The organism is Burkholderia cepacia GG4, from assembly GCF_000292915.1.
Lineage (GTDB): Bacteria > Pseudomonadota > Gammaproteobacteria > Burkholderiales > Burkholderiaceae > Burkholderia > Burkholderia cepacia_D.
Window position 1 is genome coordinate 457,226 of record NC_018513.1, and the last position, 15,624, is coordinate 472,849.

Consider the following 15,624-nt stretch of genomic DNA (forward strand, 5'->3'; position numbering starts at 1 on the left):
CGTCGCTTTCGTCATTCACTTTCGCGCTTTTTCGGAACATCGCCATGAAACTCGTCATTGGAGACAAGAACTACTCGTCGTGGTCGATGCGGCCGTGGCTGCTGCTCGCGCATTTCGGTATCCCGTTCGACGAGATCGCGATCGAGTTGCGCCGCGACGACACGGCCGCGCGCATTCGCGAGTATTCGCCGACCGGCAAGGTGCCGTGCCTGATCGACGACCACGGCGTCGCGATCTGGGATTCGCTGGCGATCGCCGAGACGCTCGCCGAGCGCTATCCGCAATTCCCGATGTGGCCGGCCGATCCGCTCGATCGTGCGCATGCGCGCTGCATCTCGGCCGAGATGCACTCGGGTTTCGCCGCGCTGCGCACGCAGATGGGGATGAACGTGCGCGCGTCGATGCCGGGGCGCGGCGCGACGCCCGATGCGCTCGCCGACGTCGCGCGCATCGACGCGCTGTGGAGCGCGTGCATCGAGGCATCGGGCGGGCCGTTCCTGTTCGGTGAATTCGGGATCGCCGATGCGATGTATGCGCCCGTCGTGATGCGCTTCAACACGTACGAGCCGGCGCTGTCGCCGGACGCGGCCGGCTACGCGGCGCGCGTGACGGCGCTGCCGGCGGTGCAGCGCTGGATCGATGGCGCGCGCGGCGAGACCAACGTGATTGCCGAATACGAACCGCAGCCATGAATATCTACGCAGTAGGCGGCGCGATCCGCGACGAATTGCTCGGCGTGCCGGTGCAGGACCGCGACTACGTGGTGGTGGGGGCGACGCCGGAGCAGATGGCCGCGCAGGGCTTCCGGCCGGTCGGCAAGGATTTTCCCGTGTTCCTGCATCCGGACACGCAGGAGGAATACGCACTCGCGCGCACCGAGCGCAAGACGGCGGCCGGCTATCACGGCTTCCAGTTCCACTATGCGCCGGACGTGACGCTCGACGAGGATCTCGCGCGGCGCGACCTGACGATCAACGCGATGGCGCGCGAAGTGAGCCCGAAGGGTGCGCTGGTCGGCCCGGTGATCGATCCGTTCGACGGGCAGGCCGACCTGCGTGCGCGCGTGTTCCGGCACGTGAGCGACGCGTTCGTCGAGGATCCGGTGCGGATCCTGCGGATCGCGCGCTTTGCCGCGCGCTTCGCGGATTTCAAGGTCGCGGACGAAACGCTTGCGCTGATGCGGCACATGGTCGACGCGGGCGAGGTCGATGCGCTGGTGCCCGAGCGCGTGTGGCAGGAAATCGCGCGCGGGCTGATGGAGGCGAAGCCGTCGCGGATGTTCGCGGTGCTGCGCGACTGCGGCGCACTCGCGCGCATCCTGCCCGAGATCGACGCGTTGTGGGGCGTGCCGCAGCGCGCCGACTACCACCCGGAAGTCGACACCGGCGTGCACGTGATGATGGTCGTCGACTATGCGGCGAAGCAGGGCTATTCGCTGCCGGTGCGCTTCGCGGCGCTCACGCACGATCTCGGCAAGGCGACGACGCCCGCGGACGTGCTGCCGCGCCATGTCGGCCACGAAGGCCGCAGCGTCGACCTGCTCAAGCCGCTGTGCGAGCGGCTGCGCGTGCCGAACGACTGCCGCGACCTCGCGCTGGTGGTCGCGCGCGAGCACGGCAACCTGCATCGCGTGATGGAGATGGGCGCCGCCGCGCTGGTGCGGTTCTTCGAGCGTAGCGACGCACTGCGCAAGCCGGCGCGCTTCGCCGAGATGCTGCAGGCGTGCGAGTCGGACGCGCGCGGCCGGCTCGGGCTCGACACCCAGCCGTATCCGCAGGCCGAGCGGCTGCGGGTGGCGCTGGTGGCCGCGCGCAGCGTCGACGCGGGCGCGATCGCGCGCGCGATCGGCAACGACGCGATGCAGATCAAGGAGGCCGTGCATCGCGCGCGGGTCGAGGCCGTCAAGCAGGCGCTGGCGATCGCCGAATAGCCTGGGACGACGCGCTCGGGTGGCGTGGTTCGCCGCTCGGCCGCGGCCGTTATTTCTTCGTACGCGGGGTGGCGCGGCGGGCCGGGGTGGCGGCAGCCGGACGTTTGCCGGCGGCCGCGCGCGGCTTCCCGGCAGCCGGCTGTGCCGTTGCGCGGGCCGGGTTGTCGGCGGGCGCTGCCGCGTCCGCGTCGCGTTCGCGCTTCGGCGCGGGATCGCGGCGGCTCACGCGCGGCTCACCCGGCGTCGCGCCGGCGTCGCGCGCGAGCAGCCTGATTTTCATCGCCGCGGTCCCCAACTCGGCGCAGTTGTCGTCGAAGAGGGGCAGCGTGCCGACCGCGATCAGCTCGGCGGGCCCGTCGCCGACGTTCGCGACGCGATGGCGCTTCCTCGCGTCGAAGTGCAGCGAGTCGCCGGGCGACAGCGGGTAATCCTTCTTGCCGATCGTGTAGCAGATCCGGCCGGTCAGCACGTACACGAACTCGTCGCCGCCGTGCGCGACCCATTCCGAACGGTAGCCCTCCATCATCCGCACCTTGAGCGCGTTGAGCTGGCTGCCGTCGAAGGTGGTGGACAGCCGCTCGTACCACTGCGAGGCGGCGTCGACTGCGTACGGTTCGCGGCGGCCCGCGTGCGAGTCGGGCTGCGCCTGGCGCGGCTGGTCGATCAGCGTGCCGAGCGGCACGTTCAGCGCCTTCGCGACGTTGACGAGCGATGAGAGCGAGATGCCGGTGAGATGGCGCTCGACCTGCGACAGGAACCCGACCGACAGGTTTGCTTCGGTCGCGACTTCCAGCAGCGTCTTCTTCGCTTCCCGGCGCAGGCGGCGAATGCGCTGGCCGATACGCATGATGTCTGAATCCATGAATCTCTTTCGTGGCAACGAGTCGGAAGGCGAGCGGAGGGGCGGTGCTGTCGCCGGGATGTAGCTTTCCGCGAATCGCACGAAACACGGCCGTCGGGACGACGATGCCGGCGGATTGTACCGCGCGCGGTGGCGCCCGGACGGCGCTGCGCCGCGTATGGCCGCGCAGGGCCGCGCCGCCGTCGGGCGCCATGCCGGAAATTTTAGCCCTACGAAAATTTTAGCTTGACCTCAATTTCAGCGTGCTCTAGATTCTGTCGCACGCATCAAACAAAGTTAAGTGAGACAAAACTTTCCCGAGGGTCTGCCGCTGGAACGGCACCGCAGCCCGGCTGCTCGCCGGGCCGCGCGTCATCCACGCACGGGCGGTGTGTCGCTTCACGCGTGCGCCATGCCGCGTGACGCTGTCCGCCGACGACAATCAATAACGGGCATCCGATGATCGATCGACTGAAATACAGCTTCTCCGGCCTTCCCTCGTACGACGCGTCCGTCGCCGACACGCAGGCCGGCCTGTCGCGCCTGCTCGACGCAGCGCGGCTCGACGCGGTAGTGGTCACGTCGCAGGACGAATACATCACCGAATACCTGCCGCGCCGCAACAACCCGCGCTACGCGCTGTCGGGTTTCGACGGCTCGGCCGGCTGCGGGATCTTCCTGAGTGCGGCGACCGCGCAGGCGCTCGGCGTGCCGCCGTTCGTGCTGTTCGTCGATGGCCGCTATCACCTGCAGGCCGAACAGCAGTGCGACCCGGCGCAGGTGCGCATCGAGAAGCTCGGGATGAACGTGACGATCTGGCAGGCGCTGGCCGACTGGCTGGTCGCGCACGCGAGCCGGCTCGCCCGGGTCGGCTACGACGCGCTGCGGATCAGCGTCGCGCAGCGCGACCGGCTGATCGAGCAGACGCAGGCTGCGTCGCTCGACTGGACGAGCCTGGCCGAGCGCGAGATCGACCGCGCGATCGCGCTGCCGGGCTGGGTGGTCGAGCGGCCGATCTTCGAGCTGCCCGAAGTGATGACCGGCGCGAGCGTCGCGCAGAACCTCGACACGCTGAACCGGCGGCTCGCCGCGCACACCGGCGCGGCGCACGGCAAGACCGCGTTCTTCACGTGCGCATCGGACGACCTCGCGTATCTGCTGAACAGCCGCGGCTATCACATCCCGAATGCGTCGTCGCACCTGGGCTTCCTGTTCGCGGTCGGCGAGCAGGTCGCGCTGTTCCTGCCGGAAGGCTGCGACGCGTGCCCGGTCGAGCTGGCGTCGTATCCGGCGCTGCACGTGATCCGGCGCGACTTCGCCGAACTCGAGCGCTTCCTCGCGCAGTTCGCGGTCGATCACGTGTGCTACGGCTTCGAGTCGGTCAACTGCGCGCTCGTCGAATCGGTGCGCCGCGTGTGGCCGCATGCACGCCACGCCGATTTCAACCCGGTCGAGGCGCTGCGGGCCGGCAAGACGCCGGCCGTGCTCGACCGGTTCCGCGACGCGTTCGCGCGCAGCTCGGCGGCGATCGCCGAGACGATGCGCTGGGCGAAGGCCGGCGAGCCGGGGCAGCGCCATACCGAATACGACCTGGCGCGTGCGATCAACGACGCGTACGGCGCACGCTCGGCGGTCGCGCTGACGTTCCCGTCGATCGCCGCGAACGGCGCGAACAGTGCGTTCGCGCATTACACGGCGGCGAGCGCCGAGGTCGAGCTGACCGAAGGCGAACTGGTGCTGCTCGACAGCGGCGCGTACTACGACGCCGGTTTCGCGACGGACTGCACCCGTGTCGTGCTGCGCCGCACGCACCCGGACACGGTGGCGCAGCCGTGGCAGCGCGAGATCTACACGGTCGCGCTGAAGGCGTGCATCAAGGGGCTCGTCACGCGCTTCCCGAAAGCGGCGACGGGCGGCGATGTCGACGCGACGGTGCGCCAGGTGTGCCGCGATCACGGCTACGACTTCGGCCACGGCACCGGGCACGGTGTCGGGATTCACGTGCACGAGGGTGGCGTGCGGTTCGCGCCGGGCGCGAAGTACGGGCTGGTGCCGAATGCGGTGATTTCGGTCGAGCCGGGCATCTACCTGCAGGGCAAGGGCGGCGTGCGGATCGAGAACATCGTGATCGTGCGCGCGGATGACGAAGAGTCGGACACCGTGGCGTTCGAGAACATCGTCACGGTCGGCTACGACTGGGACCTGATCGATGTCACGCTGCTGGACGACGACGAGCGCACGTACCTGCGCGACTACGAACGGCTTTGCGTGGAGCGCGGCACGCAGGTCACCGCGTGTCCGCTGTTGTAAGACGGGGAAGGTGCGCGCGGCCGCAGCAGGGCCGCGCGATGCGCAGCCGGCGCGTCGATGCGCAGCCGGCGCGTCGGTGCGCCGGCGTGATCATGACGTCAGTGGGATCAGCGCATTAGCGCATCAGTGCCGACACACGCCCGTCGGGCCCGTACACGCCGGCCGGCGCGGGAGCCGAACGCAGCACCGCGAGTGCACGCTCGTTGTAGTCCATCCGGATCCGGATCAGCATCCCGTTGGTCGCATTGGCCTGGCGCGCGCGTTCGGCGGCCTGCAGCAGCAGTTGCCAGCGGCCGGCCAGGCGCGCATCGCGCTCGGCGGCCTGGTCCATCCCTTTCTTGCCGGCCGGAAAGCCGAGCGCTGACAGCTGCGTGTCGCGCGTGCGCTCGAGCTGCGCGAGCCGGTCGATCAGCGCGCTTTTCTTCTCGACGATGCCGGGCAGCATTTCAAGCGGCTCCGCCGTCGTCAGCGCCTTTTCCTCGTAGGCGAGCAGGGACGCGAACGCTTCGACCGTCGCGTGTTCGTCGTTGACCGTGGCCAGCAGCTCTTCTCTCATCGCGTCATGCTCGTCGCGCCGGCACGCGTTTCCGCATGCCGGCAAACCAGGGGACCGGTCAGGGCGTGACGGGCCCCGGGCCGGCTCAGTTACCCTGCGAGCGCTGCCGTTGCAGCAGGTCGCGGGCGGTATTCAGTACGCCGTCGGCGATCTTGTTCACGTCGATCGTCAACGTGCCGTTGTTCAGCGCGTCCTTGATCGACTGGACGAGGGCCGTGTCGATGTCGGCGCTGCCGGAGGCCGACACCGAACGCAGCTGGCCGGACAAACCCGACAGGTTCACGGTCGTGTCGCCGCCGGTCGATCCTGCGTCGGCCGCCTGTGCGGACGACGAAGCCGCGCCGGATTGCGCGCGGGTCGCGCCGTTGCCGGTCGACGCGAGTGGGCTCGGGTTCGGAGTGGAATCGATCTTCACGATGGGTTTCCTGGACGGTATGACCCAGATAACGGCCGGGTCGGCCCGAACTTTAGCATCGTGAGCCTGAAATTCTCCGAAGAAACAATTCTTTACAATCTTCCGGCGAGATCCGTCCCTACAGCGGAATTTCGACGGTGCCGGCGTCCTTGACGATCGCCGTGACGATCTGGCCGGCGGCCATCCTGACCCGCACCGATTGGCCGGGCGCCGCGTTCGCTAGCGCGCTGCCCTCGGCCGAGATGGTGAAGCCGGGCCCCGCCGCGACGACCCGCACCGTCTGGCCGGCCGACACCGACGCCGGGCTCTTCAGCAAGTCCTGACGCAGCGGCAGCCCGGCCGAGATCCGCACGAGCGCGGTCGCGCCGACTGCCTGCGCGGGATCGGTGATCACCGCGAGCGGCAGCACGGTCAGGTCGCCGTCGCGCGCGACGAGGTCGGCCGCGCTGAGCGGTTCGCCCGGCGCGATCTGCCGCGCGGCGACGTAGTAGGTGGCCTGCACGGCGACCTTCGCCTGCAGGTAGACGGTCCACGGCCGTTCACCCGCGCAGCGCACGCCGACCGTCGTGCGGCCCCACAGGCGTGCGCCGGTCGGCAGGAACGGCTCGAGCGTCGTGCACGCGGCGAGCCCGCGCGGAAACGCGGCCGCGACGGTCGCGGTGGTTTTGCCCGGCAGGCCCGCGACCTGCTGCTGCAGGAAGGCGAGCCGCGAGGCTGGGTTGCCTATGGTCCGACACGCGACACCGACAAGGACTCGACCTGGGGCGAAATCGAAGCGATCTACCTGCATCCGTCGCATTGCGGCCAAGGAATCGGCGCGGCGCTGGTCAACCATGCGTGCCGTGCGCTGCATGACGCAGGGCATGTCCGGGTGTCGCTGTGGGTGCTCGTCGAGAATCGTCGTGCGAAGGCATTCTATGAACGCGAGGGCTTTGTCGTCGAGCGCGACGTCAAGACGTTCGAGATCGACGGCGCGCCAATCGAAGAGGTTCGCTATTGGCGTACGCTTCTTTAGCTTGAATCCTCCCGTGCCATCCCTCCCCTGACGCCCCGTCACACCTTCGGCCCATTTCCCGCCGGGTTTGCCGCCGATATCGTGCTCGTGTCCACTCGCAACGCGGACCCATCCAGACCGATCGACATCGAACCGGAGGCACATCATGCAATACGCATATCGCGGTGAAGACAACGCCCACGCGGGCAAACCCGGCCGCACGCCGGCGGACGTCAAGGCAGCAGGCGGCTTCACGCCGTGGCAGGCCAAGACCGTCGACGACGCAAGAAGCAACCTCGTGAAGCTCGTCACGACCATCGAGCTGGCCGGCTGCGCCGCGTAGCCGGCCGCGGCCGCGCCGGTCACGCCGGCAACGCCAGTCGCGCCGGCAACGCCAGTCACGCCGCCCGCCATCGCCATGCCCGCGCCCGCAGCCGTCCCCGCATTCCCGCCGAACTGCCCGCCGCTCGCCGCATTCGCATGCGCGAGCGCGGTCTCGGCCGTCTCGCCACGTCCGGGAATCACGATCATGCCGTCGTCCGCGTGCGCGGCCGGCACCGCGAGCCACAGCGCCGCGGCGAGCGCGAGCGCACGCCGGACGCGCGTCCGGCGTCCGTCGTTTCCGCGAAGTGCGCTGCCTGCCATCGCCGTGTCCTCGAACCGTTGATCCGATTCGCATTCTAGGGAGCGGGGCCGTCGCGCAAACGATGAATAGAGGGGGCCTTTGCCGCGTTATTCGCCCGATTGCCGGTTGCGCCCGCCGCCTACCATCGCTGTCATGGAAAAAAGCCCCTTGCGTCGCCATCCGGCGCAACGGGCGTGCAGCGCTTCATACGGAGAGACGCACACATGCTGGACAAACTCGATGCCGAATTCGCGTTCGGCCGACAGGCGCTCGACGTGCGCGCCTATCGGCAGGAACTGCTGTCGTCGAACATCGCGAACGCCGACACGCCCGGCTACCAGGCCCGCGACACCGATTTCGCGTCGACCCTCGCGCGCTCGCTGAAGCAGACCGGCGGCGGTCTCGCGCCGAGCAACGCCGCGCAGCTGCCGATGGCGCAGCCGGCCGGCGTGACGAGCGGGATGTCGATGGTGTCGACGGCGCCGGGCCACATGGCCGGCACCGCGAAGCTGATGCCGACCGGCGGCCCGGCCGACGACTACGGTCGCGCGCAGTACCGGATGCCGCTGCAGCCGTCGCTCGACGGCAACACGGTCGATCTCGACGTCGAGCGCGTGCAGTTCGCGAACAACGCGCTGCACTACGAAACCGGGATGACCGTGATGACCCAGCAGATCAAGGCGATGATCGCCGCGATCTCGACGAACTCGTAAGCGCGCGCCGCTTCCGCACCCGAGCACAAGGAGCCTCCATGCCTTCGTTGATGAACATCTTCGGCGTCGCCGGTTCGGCGCTGTCCGCGCAATCGCAGCGCCTGAACGTCACCGCGTCGAACCTCGCGAACGCCGACAGCGCCACCGGCCCCGACGGCAAGCCGTACAAGGCCAAGCAGGTCGTGTTCGCGGCCGACCCGATGGGTGGCGCGCGCACCGCGTCCGGCCAGGGCGTGGGCGGCGTGCGCGTGTCGAAGGTGGTCGACGATCCGTCGCCGATGAAGTCGACCTACGACCCGGCGAACCCGGCCGCCGACGCGAACGGCTATGTGCAGATGCCGAACGTCGATCCGGTGCAGGAGATGGTGAACATGATCTCGGCGTCGCGCTCGTACCAGGCCAACGTCGAGACGCTGAACACCGCGAAGACGCTGATGCTCAAGACGCTGACGATCGGCACGTAAGCCGCGCGCCGAGCGACCTTCCAGACCGACACCCAGACCCGACAGTTCCGACACAAGGCCACCCAGGATGACCTCCTCCAGCACGACGATCGGCAGCAACGGCACCAACGTGTCGACCCTGCCGACCGACACGATGAACACCAACAGCGTGTCGACGACCGGCACGTCGGCGAGCGACCTGCAGGCGACGTTCCTGAAGCTGCTCGTCACGCAGCTGCAGAACCAGGATCCGACGAGCCCCGTCGACAGCTCGCAGATGACGTCGCAGCTCGCGCAGATCAACACGGTGAGCGGCATCGCGCAGCTGAACACGTCGCTCACTTCGCTGTCGACCCAGCTCGCGGCCGGCCAGCAGACCCAGGCGGCGGCGCTGATCGGCACCAACGTGCTCGCGCCGGGCAACAGCGTCGCGGTGAAGAGCGGCGCGGCGTCGCCGTTCGGCGTGTCGCTCGCGAACGACGTGTCGAACCTGACGATCACCGTGAAGAACAGCTCGGGCGTCGTCGTCAACACGATCAACGCAGGCCAGCAGTCGGCCGGCACGGTGCCGTTCAACTGGACGCCGACCGATGCGGCCGGCAACACGCTGGCGGACGGCAAGTACACCGTGAGCGCGCAGTACACGGGCACCGACGGCAAGACGTATGCGCCGACCGTGCTCGCGGCCGCACAGGTGCAGAGCGTGATCAAGCAGGCCGACGGCACGGCGGGGCTCGTGCTGTCGAACGGCACGACGGTGGGGTTGACCCAGGTCGCGTCGATTTTCCCGAACACCGCGTCGTCGTCGTCCGGCGGCACGACCACCACCAACTGATCCAGCTTTCTCGCAACGGAGACCGAAATGGGTTATCAACAGGGTCTGAGCGGCCTCGCCGGCGCATCGAGCGCGCTCGACGTGATCGGCAACAACATCGCGAACGCGAACACGGTCGGCTTCAAGTCGAGCACCGCGCAGTTCGCCGACATGTACGCGAACTCGATCGCGACGTCGGTCAACACGCAGATCGGGATCGGCACGACGCTCGCGTCGGTGCAGCAGCAGTTCGGACAGGGCACGATCAACTCGACGAACTCGGCGCTCGACGTCGCGATCAACGGCAACGGCTTCTTCCAGATGTCGAACAACGGCGTGACGTCGTACTCGCGCGACGGCACGTTCCAGCGCGACAAGAACGGCTACATCGTCAACGCGCAGGGCATGAACCTGATGGGCTACGCGGCGGACAAGAACGGCGTGGTGAGCACCGCGCAGACCGTGCCGCTGCAGGCGCCGACCACCAACATCGCGCCGACCCCGACGACCAAGATCACCGGCCAGTTCAACCTGAACTCGCAGGACACGGTGCCGACCAAGACGCCGTTCGACCCGACCGACACCACGACGTACAACTTCTCGACCTCGGTCCAGGTGTACGACTCGCTCGGCGGCTCGCAGGCGGTCAACATGTACTTCGTGAAGTCGGCGTCGAGCACCTGGGAAGCCTACGCGGGCGTGCAGGGCGGCGCCGCGACCGACCTCGGCACGGTCACGTTCGACCAGTCGGGCGCGATCCAGAGCACGACGACGGCCGCGCCGGTCGCGCCGACCGCGTCGCTCGGCCAGTTCCAGTTCACCGTGCCGACCACCGATGGCTCGGCGACGCCGCAGCAGCTCACGCTCGACCTGACCGGCACCACCCAGTACGGCGGCAAGGACGGCGTGAACAACCTCGCGCAGGACGGCTACGCGAGCGGCACGCTGACGACTTTCTCGATCGGCTCGGACGGCAAGCTGACCGGCAACTACTCGAACGGGCAGACGGCCGTGCTCGGCCAGATCGCGCTCGCGAACTTCAACAACCCGAACGGGCTCGTCAGCCTCGGCGGCAACCAGTACGCCGAGACGGCCGCGTCGGGGGTGCCGCAGATCTCCGCGCCGGGCAGCACCAACCACGGCGCGCTGCAGGGCAGCGCGCTCGAGAACTCGAACGTCGACCTGACGTCGCAGCTCGTCAACCTGATCACCGCGCAGCGCAACTACCAGGCGAACGCGCAGACGATCAAGACGCAGCAGACCGTCGACCAGACGCTCATCAACCTGTAATGCGCGGATAACCGGCAGCCATGGACCGACTGATCTACACGGCGATGACGGGCGCGTCGCAGTCGCTCGACCAGCAGGCGATCGTCGCGAACAACCTCGCGAACACCTCGACGACGGGCTTTCGCGCGCAGCTTGCGACCTATCGCGCGGTGCCGATGAATTTCGGCGACGGCAGCACGATCGACCCGACGACGACGCGCACCTACGTGCTCGCGTCGACGCCCGGCGCGGATTTCGCGCCGGGGCCGATCACGCGCACCGGCAATCCGCTCGACGTCGCCGTGCAGGGCGCCGGCTGGCTGTCGGTGCAGACGGCCGACGGCGGCGAGGCGTACACGCGCGCCGGCAACCTGCACGTCGATGAAAACGGCCAGCTCGTCAACGCGAGCAACCTGCCGGTGGTCGGCAACGGCGGCCCGATCTCGGTGCCGCCGAACGCCGAAGTGACGATCGGCAAGGACGGCACGGTGTCCGCGCTGATGCCGGGCGACCCGCCGACGGCGGTCGCGATCGTCGACCGGATGAAGCTCGTGAACCCCGATCCGGCCACGCTCACGCGGGGCAACGACGGGCTGTTCCGCACCGCCGACGGCAATTCGGCCGAGGCCGACCCGAACGTGGTCGTCACGCCGAATTCGCTCGAAGGCAGCAACGTCAACCCGGTGACCGCGATGGTCGCGATGATCGACAACGCACGGGCGTTCCAGCTGCAGTCGAAGCTGATCCAGACGGCCGACCAGAACGAGCAGTCGGCGAACCAGCTGCTCAACTTCAGCTGAGCGGCACGGCCCTCGCTACCAGGAGAAGATTCAACATGAACCGATCGCTCTACATCGCCGCCACCGGCATGAATGCGCAGCAGGCGCAGATGGACGTGATCTCGAACAACCTCGCGAACACCAGCACGAACGGCTTCAAGGCGTCGCGCGCGGTGTTCGAGGATCTGCTGTACCAGACCATCCGCCAGCCGGGCGCGAATTCGACGCAGCAGACCGAACTGCCGTCGGGCCTGCAGCTCGGCACCGGCGTGCAGCAGGTCGCGACCGAGCGCCTGTACACGCAGGGCGGCCTCACGCAGACCGGCAACTCGAAGGACGTCGCGATCAACGGCGCCGGCTTCTTCCAGGTGCTGATGCCGGACGGCACGAACGCGTACACGCGCGACGGCTCGTTCCAGACCAACGCGCAGGGCCAGCTCGTCACGTCGAGCGGCTACCAGATCCTGCCGGCGATCACGGTGCCGCAGAACGCGCAGTCCCTGACGATCGGCAAGGACGGCGTCGTGTCGGTCACGCAACCGGGCTCGAGCAACGCGGTGCAGATCGGCTCGCTGCAGATCGCGACCTTCATCAACCCGGCCGGCCTCGAGGCGAAGGGCGAGAACCTGTTCGCCGAGACCACGTCGTCGGGCGCGCCGAACGTGTCGCAGCCGGGCCTGAACGGCGCGGGCGTGCTCAACCAGGGCTATGTCGAGGCGTCGAACGTGAACGTCGTGCAGGAGCTCGTCAACATGATTCAGACGCAGCGTGCGTACGAGATCAACAGCAAGGCCGTGACGACGTCCGACCAGATGCTGCAGACCGTCACGCAGATGAAGAGCTAACCGGAAAGTCCCGCCGTCGCCATGAAGCAGGTTCGCCTCCTCCCGTCAGCCCCCGTCCGCGCCGCGTGTGCGGTCGCGGTGGCCGCGCTCGCCGGTTGCGCGCAGATTCCGCGCGATCCGATCATCCAGCAGCCGATGACGGCGCAGCCGCCGATGCCGATGTCGATGCAGGCGCCCGGCTCGATCTACAACCCGGGCTACGCGGGCCGGCCGCTGTTCGAGGATCAGCGGCCGCGCAACATCGGCGACATCCTGACGATCGTGATCGCCGAGAACATCAACGCGACGAAATCGTCGGGCGCGAACACCAACCGGCAGGGCACCACCGACTTCAACGTGCCGACGGCCGGCTTCCTCGGCGGCCTGTTCGCGAAGGCGAACCTGTCGGCGGCCGGCAACAACAAGTTTGCGTCGACGGGTGGCGCGAGCGCGGCGAACACGTTCAACGGCACGATCACGGTGACCGTCACCAACGTGCTGCCGAACGGCAACCTCGTCGTCAGCGGCGAGAAGCAGATGCTGATCAACCAGGGCAACGAATTCGTGCGCTTCTCCGGGGTCGTCAACCCGAACTCGATCTCGGGCTCGAACTCGGTCTACTCGACGCAGGTCGCCGACGCGCGGATCGAATACTCGGCGAAGGGCTACATCAACGAAGCCGAGACGATGGGCTGGCTGCAGCGCTTCTTCCTCAACATCGCACCGTGGTGATGACGATGCAGCAGCCTCTTTTTCACCGTTTCCACCGCCTGTCGTCGCGCGCGCGCGCCGTCGCGCGGATCGCCGCCGCGCTCGCGCTGGCGGCGTGCGCGTTCGGCGCGTTGCCCGCGCACGCGGAGCGCCTGAAGGATCTCGCGCAGATCCAGGGCGTGCGCGACAACCCGCTGATCGGCTATGGCCTCGTCGTCGGTCTCGACGGCACGGGCGACCAGACGATGCAGACACCGTTTACGACGCAGACGCTCGCGAACATGCTCGCGAACCTCGGCATCTCGATCAACAACGGGTCGGCCAACGGCGGCCCGTCGTCGCTGAACAACATGCAGCTGAAGAACGTCGCGGCCGTGATGGTGACGGCCACGCTGCCGCCGTTCGCGCGGCCGGGCGAGGCGCTCGACGTGACGGTATCGTCGCTCGGCAACGCGAAGAGCCTGCGCGGCGGCACGCTGCTGCTCACGCCGCTGAAGGGCGCGGACGGGCAGGTGTACGCGCTCTCGCAAGGCAACATGGCAGTCGGCGGCGCGGGCGCCAGCGCGAACGGCAGCCGCGTGCAGGTGAACCAGCTCGCGGCCGGCCGGATCGTCGGCGGCGCGATCGTCGAACGCTCGGTGCCGAACGCGATCGCGCAGATGAACGGCGTGCTGCAGCTGCAGCTGAACGACATGGACTACGGCACCGCGCAGCGGATCGTGTCCGCAGTCAATTCGAGCTTCGGCCCGGGCACCGCGACGGCGCTCGACGGCCGCACGATCCAGCTCGCCGCGCCGGCGGATTCCGCGCAGCAGGTCGCGTTCATGGCGCGCCTGCAGAACCTCGACGTGAGCCCGGACAAGGCCGCCGCGAAGGTGATCCTGAACGCGCGCACCGGCTCGATCGTGATGAACCAGATGGTCACGCTGCAAAGCTGCGCGGTCGCGCACGGCAACCTGTCGGTGGTCGTCAACACGCAGCCGGTGGTGTCGCAGCCGGGGCCGTTCTCGAACGGCCAGACGGTGGTCGCGCAGCAGTCGCAGATCCAGCTGAAGCAGGACAACGGCGCGCTGAAGATGGTGACGGCCGGCGCGAACCTCGCCGACGTCGTGAAGGCGCTGAACACGCTCGGCGCGACGCCGGCGGACCTGATGTCGATCCTGCAGGCGATGAAGGCGGCCGGCGCGCTGCGCGCGGACCTGGAGATCATCTAAATGGCAGCGAACCTTCCGAACGCGAACGACCTCACGCAGCGCTTCGCACTGGACGTGCAGGGCTTCGATGCGCTGCGCGCGCAGGCGAAGCAGTCGCCGCAGGCCGGCGCGAAAGCGGTCGCCGGCCAGTTCGACGCGATGTTCACGCAGATGATGCTCAAGAGCATGCGCGACGCGTCGCCCGAGGGCGGGCTGCTCGATTCGCACACGTCGAAGATGTACACGTCGATGCTCGACCAGCAGCTCGCGCAGCAGATGTCGAAGCGCGGGATCGGCGTGGCCGATGCACTGATGAAGCAGCTGCTGCGCAATGCCGGGCAGGGCACCGGCGACGACACGGCGGCCGACGCCGGCGTGGCCGGCTTAGGCACGTCGGGCAACGAAGGCAGCCTCGCCGCGATGAATGCGATGGCAAAGGCGTACGCGAACGCGAGCGCGGCCGGCGGCAACGGCGCGCTTGCCGGCGCGCGCGGCTACTCGGCCGGCAGTGCGCTGACGCCGCCGCTGAAGGGCGCGGGCGGTACGCCGGACGCCGACGCATTCGTCGACCGGCTCGCCGGCCCGGCGCAGGCGGCGAGCGCAACCACCGGCATCCCGGCGCGCTTCATCGTCGGCCAGGCGGCGCTCGAATCGGGCTGGGGCAAGCGCGAGATTCGCGCAAGCGACGGCTCGACGAGCTACAACGTGTTCGGCATCAAGGCGAACAGGGGCTGGACGGGCCGCACGGTGTCGGCGCTGACGACCGAATACGTGAACGGCACGCCGCGCCGCGTCGTCGCGAAGTTCCGCGCGTACGATTCGTACGAGCACGCGATGACCGACTATGCGAACCTGCTGAAGAACAACCCGCGCTACGCGGGCGTGCTGAGCGCGAGCCGCAGCGTCGAGGGCTTCGCGCATGGAATGCAGAAGGCCGGCTACGCGACCGACCCGAATTACGCGAAGAAACTGATCTCGATCATGCAGCAGATCGGCTGACGGCCAGAGCCCGTTCCCGCCGCCCGTTTGCCCTCATTCGGACCGCGCCCGGCTGACCGCCGCGCGCGGTTTCAACGTTTGCGCGAAAAAAATCGGTAAATCGATCTAAACTTTCGGTGAGCACTGCCGCTAAGTGTGAGAGACCTGTAACCGGGCCATGTTCTGGCCCGGTTTTACTGCGCACCGGTCGCCCGGGCGCCCATGAAAA

General features: G+C 68.4%; 17 protein-coding genes and 1 pseudogene. 14 read left to right on the forward strand and 4 right to left on the reverse strand.

Annotated elements, in window-relative coordinates:
• Positions 1 to 44 precede the first annotated feature (44 nt).
• Together GEM_RS02015 and GEM_RS02020 are read left to right on the forward strand one after the other, a co-directional pair.
• A complete protein-coding gene (locus tag GEM_RS02015; RefSeq protein ID WP_014895787.1) occupies positions 45 to 692 on the forward strand; it encodes a glutathione S-transferase family protein in 648 nt (215 codons plus the stop codon).
• Complete coding sequence (locus GEM_RS02020) at positions 689 to 1,930, forward strand: multifunctional CCA addition/repair protein (RefSeq protein WP_014895788.1); 1,242 nt, start codon at positions 689 to 691, stop codon at positions 1,928 to 1,930. The genes GEM_RS02015 and GEM_RS02020 overlap by 4 nt, the downstream gene beginning before the upstream one ends.
• A gap of 49 nt (positions 1,931 to 1,979) precedes the next feature.
• Here the strand turns inward: GEM_RS02020 and GEM_RS02025 are convergent, their stop codons facing one another.
• On the reverse strand, positions 1,980 to 2,792 hold the full coding sequence (locus tag GEM_RS02025) for a helix-turn-helix domain-containing protein (protein WP_041490434.1): 813 nt from the start codon (positions 2,790 to 2,792) through the stop codon (positions 1,980 to 1,982).
• Between the two features lie 438 nt (positions 2,793 to 3,230).
• On the opposite strand from GEM_RS02025, the gene GEM_RS02030 reads away from it, so the two are divergent.
• Complete coding sequence (locus GEM_RS02030; RefSeq protein WP_014895790.1) at positions 3,231 to 5,081, forward strand: M24 family metallopeptidase; 1,851 nt, start codon at positions 3,231 to 3,233, stop codon at positions 5,079 to 5,081.
• Between the two features lie 115 nt (positions 5,082 to 5,196).
• Here the strand turns inward: GEM_RS02030 and GEM_RS02035 are convergent, their stop codons facing one another.
• From GEM_RS02035 to flgA, 3 genes and pseudogenes are all read right to left on the reverse strand, one after another.
• Entirely contained in the window at positions 5,197 to 5,637 is a 441-nt protein-coding gene (locus GEM_RS02035; protein ID WP_014895791.1) for a flagella synthesis protein FlgN, read from the reverse strand.
• Positions 5,638 to 5,722: 85 nt separating this feature from the next.
• On the reverse strand, positions 5,723 to 6,052 hold the full coding sequence (gene flgM / locus GEM_RS02040) for a flagellar biosynthesis anti-sigma factor FlgM (protein ID WP_014895792.1): 330 nt from the start codon (positions 6,050 to 6,052) through the stop codon (positions 5,723 to 5,725).
• A gap of 118 nt (positions 6,053 to 6,170) precedes the next feature.
• Positions 6,171 to 6,758, reverse strand: a pseudogene (flgA, locus tag GEM_RS02045) (flagellar basal body P-ring formation chaperone FlgA); the annotation flags it as partial.
• Between flgA and GEM_RS02050 the strand changes: the two are divergent.
• The 11 genes from GEM_RS02050 (at position 6,744) to flgJ (ending at position 15,416) form a co-directional block, all read left to right on the forward strand.
• On the forward strand, positions 6,744 to 7,067 hold the full coding sequence (locus tag GEM_RS02050; protein WP_272148372.1) for a GNAT family N-acetyltransferase: 324 nt from the start codon (positions 6,744 to 6,746) through the stop codon (positions 7,065 to 7,067). The pseudogene flgA and the gene GEM_RS02050 sit on opposite strands and share 15 nt — an antisense overlap.
• Before the next feature lie 145 nt (positions 7,068 to 7,212).
• Positions 7,213 to 7,389 carry a hypothetical protein gene (locus GEM_RS31740; protein ID WP_187293250.1) on the forward strand — a complete coding sequence of 59 codons (177 nt, stop codon included), beginning with the start codon at positions 7,213 to 7,215 and terminating at the stop codon, positions 7,387 to 7,389.
• 506 nt (positions 7,390 to 7,895) lie between these two features.
• On the forward strand, positions 7,896 to 8,384 hold the full coding sequence (locus GEM_RS02060; protein ID WP_014895794.1) for a flagellar basal body rod protein FlgB: 489 nt from the start codon (positions 7,896 to 7,898) through the stop codon (positions 8,382 to 8,384).
• Between the two features lie 38 nt (positions 8,385 to 8,422).
• Entirely contained in the window at positions 8,423 to 8,848 is a 426-nt protein-coding gene (flgC, locus tag GEM_RS02065; RefSeq protein ID WP_014895795.1) for a flagellar basal body rod protein FlgC, read from the forward strand.
• Positions 8,849 to 8,915: 67 nt separating this feature from the next.
• On the forward strand, positions 8,916 to 9,662 hold the full coding sequence (locus GEM_RS02070) for a flagellar hook assembly protein FlgD (protein WP_014895796.1): 747 nt from the start codon (positions 8,916 to 8,918) through the stop codon (positions 9,660 to 9,662).
• Positions 9,663 to 9,689: 27 nt separating this feature from the next.
• Positions 9,690 to 10,931 carry a flagellar hook protein FlgE gene (flgE, locus tag GEM_RS02075; RefSeq protein WP_014895797.1) on the forward strand — a complete coding sequence of 414 codons (1,242 nt, stop codon included), beginning with the start codon at positions 9,690 to 9,692 and terminating at the stop codon, positions 10,929 to 10,931.
• 20 nt (positions 10,932 to 10,951) lie between these two features.
• Positions 10,952 to 11,710 (forward strand): flagellar basal-body rod protein FlgF, encoded by a 759-nt coding sequence (flgF, locus tag GEM_RS02080; protein WP_014895798.1) that lies wholly within the window; start codon positions 10,952 to 10,954, stop codon positions 11,708 to 11,710.
• A gap of 35 nt (positions 11,711 to 11,745) precedes the next feature.
• The gene (gene flgG / locus GEM_RS02085) at positions 11,746 to 12,534 is read left to right on the forward strand and encodes a flagellar basal-body rod protein FlgG (RefSeq protein WP_014895799.1); all 789 of its coding nucleotides are present in this window, start codon (positions 11,746 to 11,748) and stop codon (positions 12,532 to 12,534) included.
• A gap of 21 nt (positions 12,535 to 12,555) precedes the next feature.
• The gene (flgH, locus tag GEM_RS02090; RefSeq protein WP_014895800.1) at positions 12,556 to 13,245 is read left to right on the forward strand and encodes a flagellar basal body L-ring protein FlgH; all 690 of its coding nucleotides are present in this window, start codon (positions 12,556 to 12,558) and stop codon (positions 13,243 to 13,245) included.
• A 5-nt stretch (positions 13,246 to 13,250) separates the two neighbouring features.
• A complete protein-coding gene (locus tag GEM_RS02095; RefSeq protein ID WP_041490588.1) occupies positions 13,251 to 14,438 on the forward strand; it encodes a flagellar basal body P-ring protein FlgI in 1,188 nt (395 codons plus the stop codon).
• The gene (flgJ, locus tag GEM_RS02100) at positions 14,439 to 15,416 is read left to right on the forward strand and encodes a flagellar assembly peptidoglycan hydrolase FlgJ (RefSeq protein ID WP_014895802.1); all 978 of its coding nucleotides are present in this window, start codon (positions 14,439 to 14,441) and stop codon (positions 15,414 to 15,416) included.
• Positions 15,417 to 15,624 lie beyond the last annotated feature (208 nt).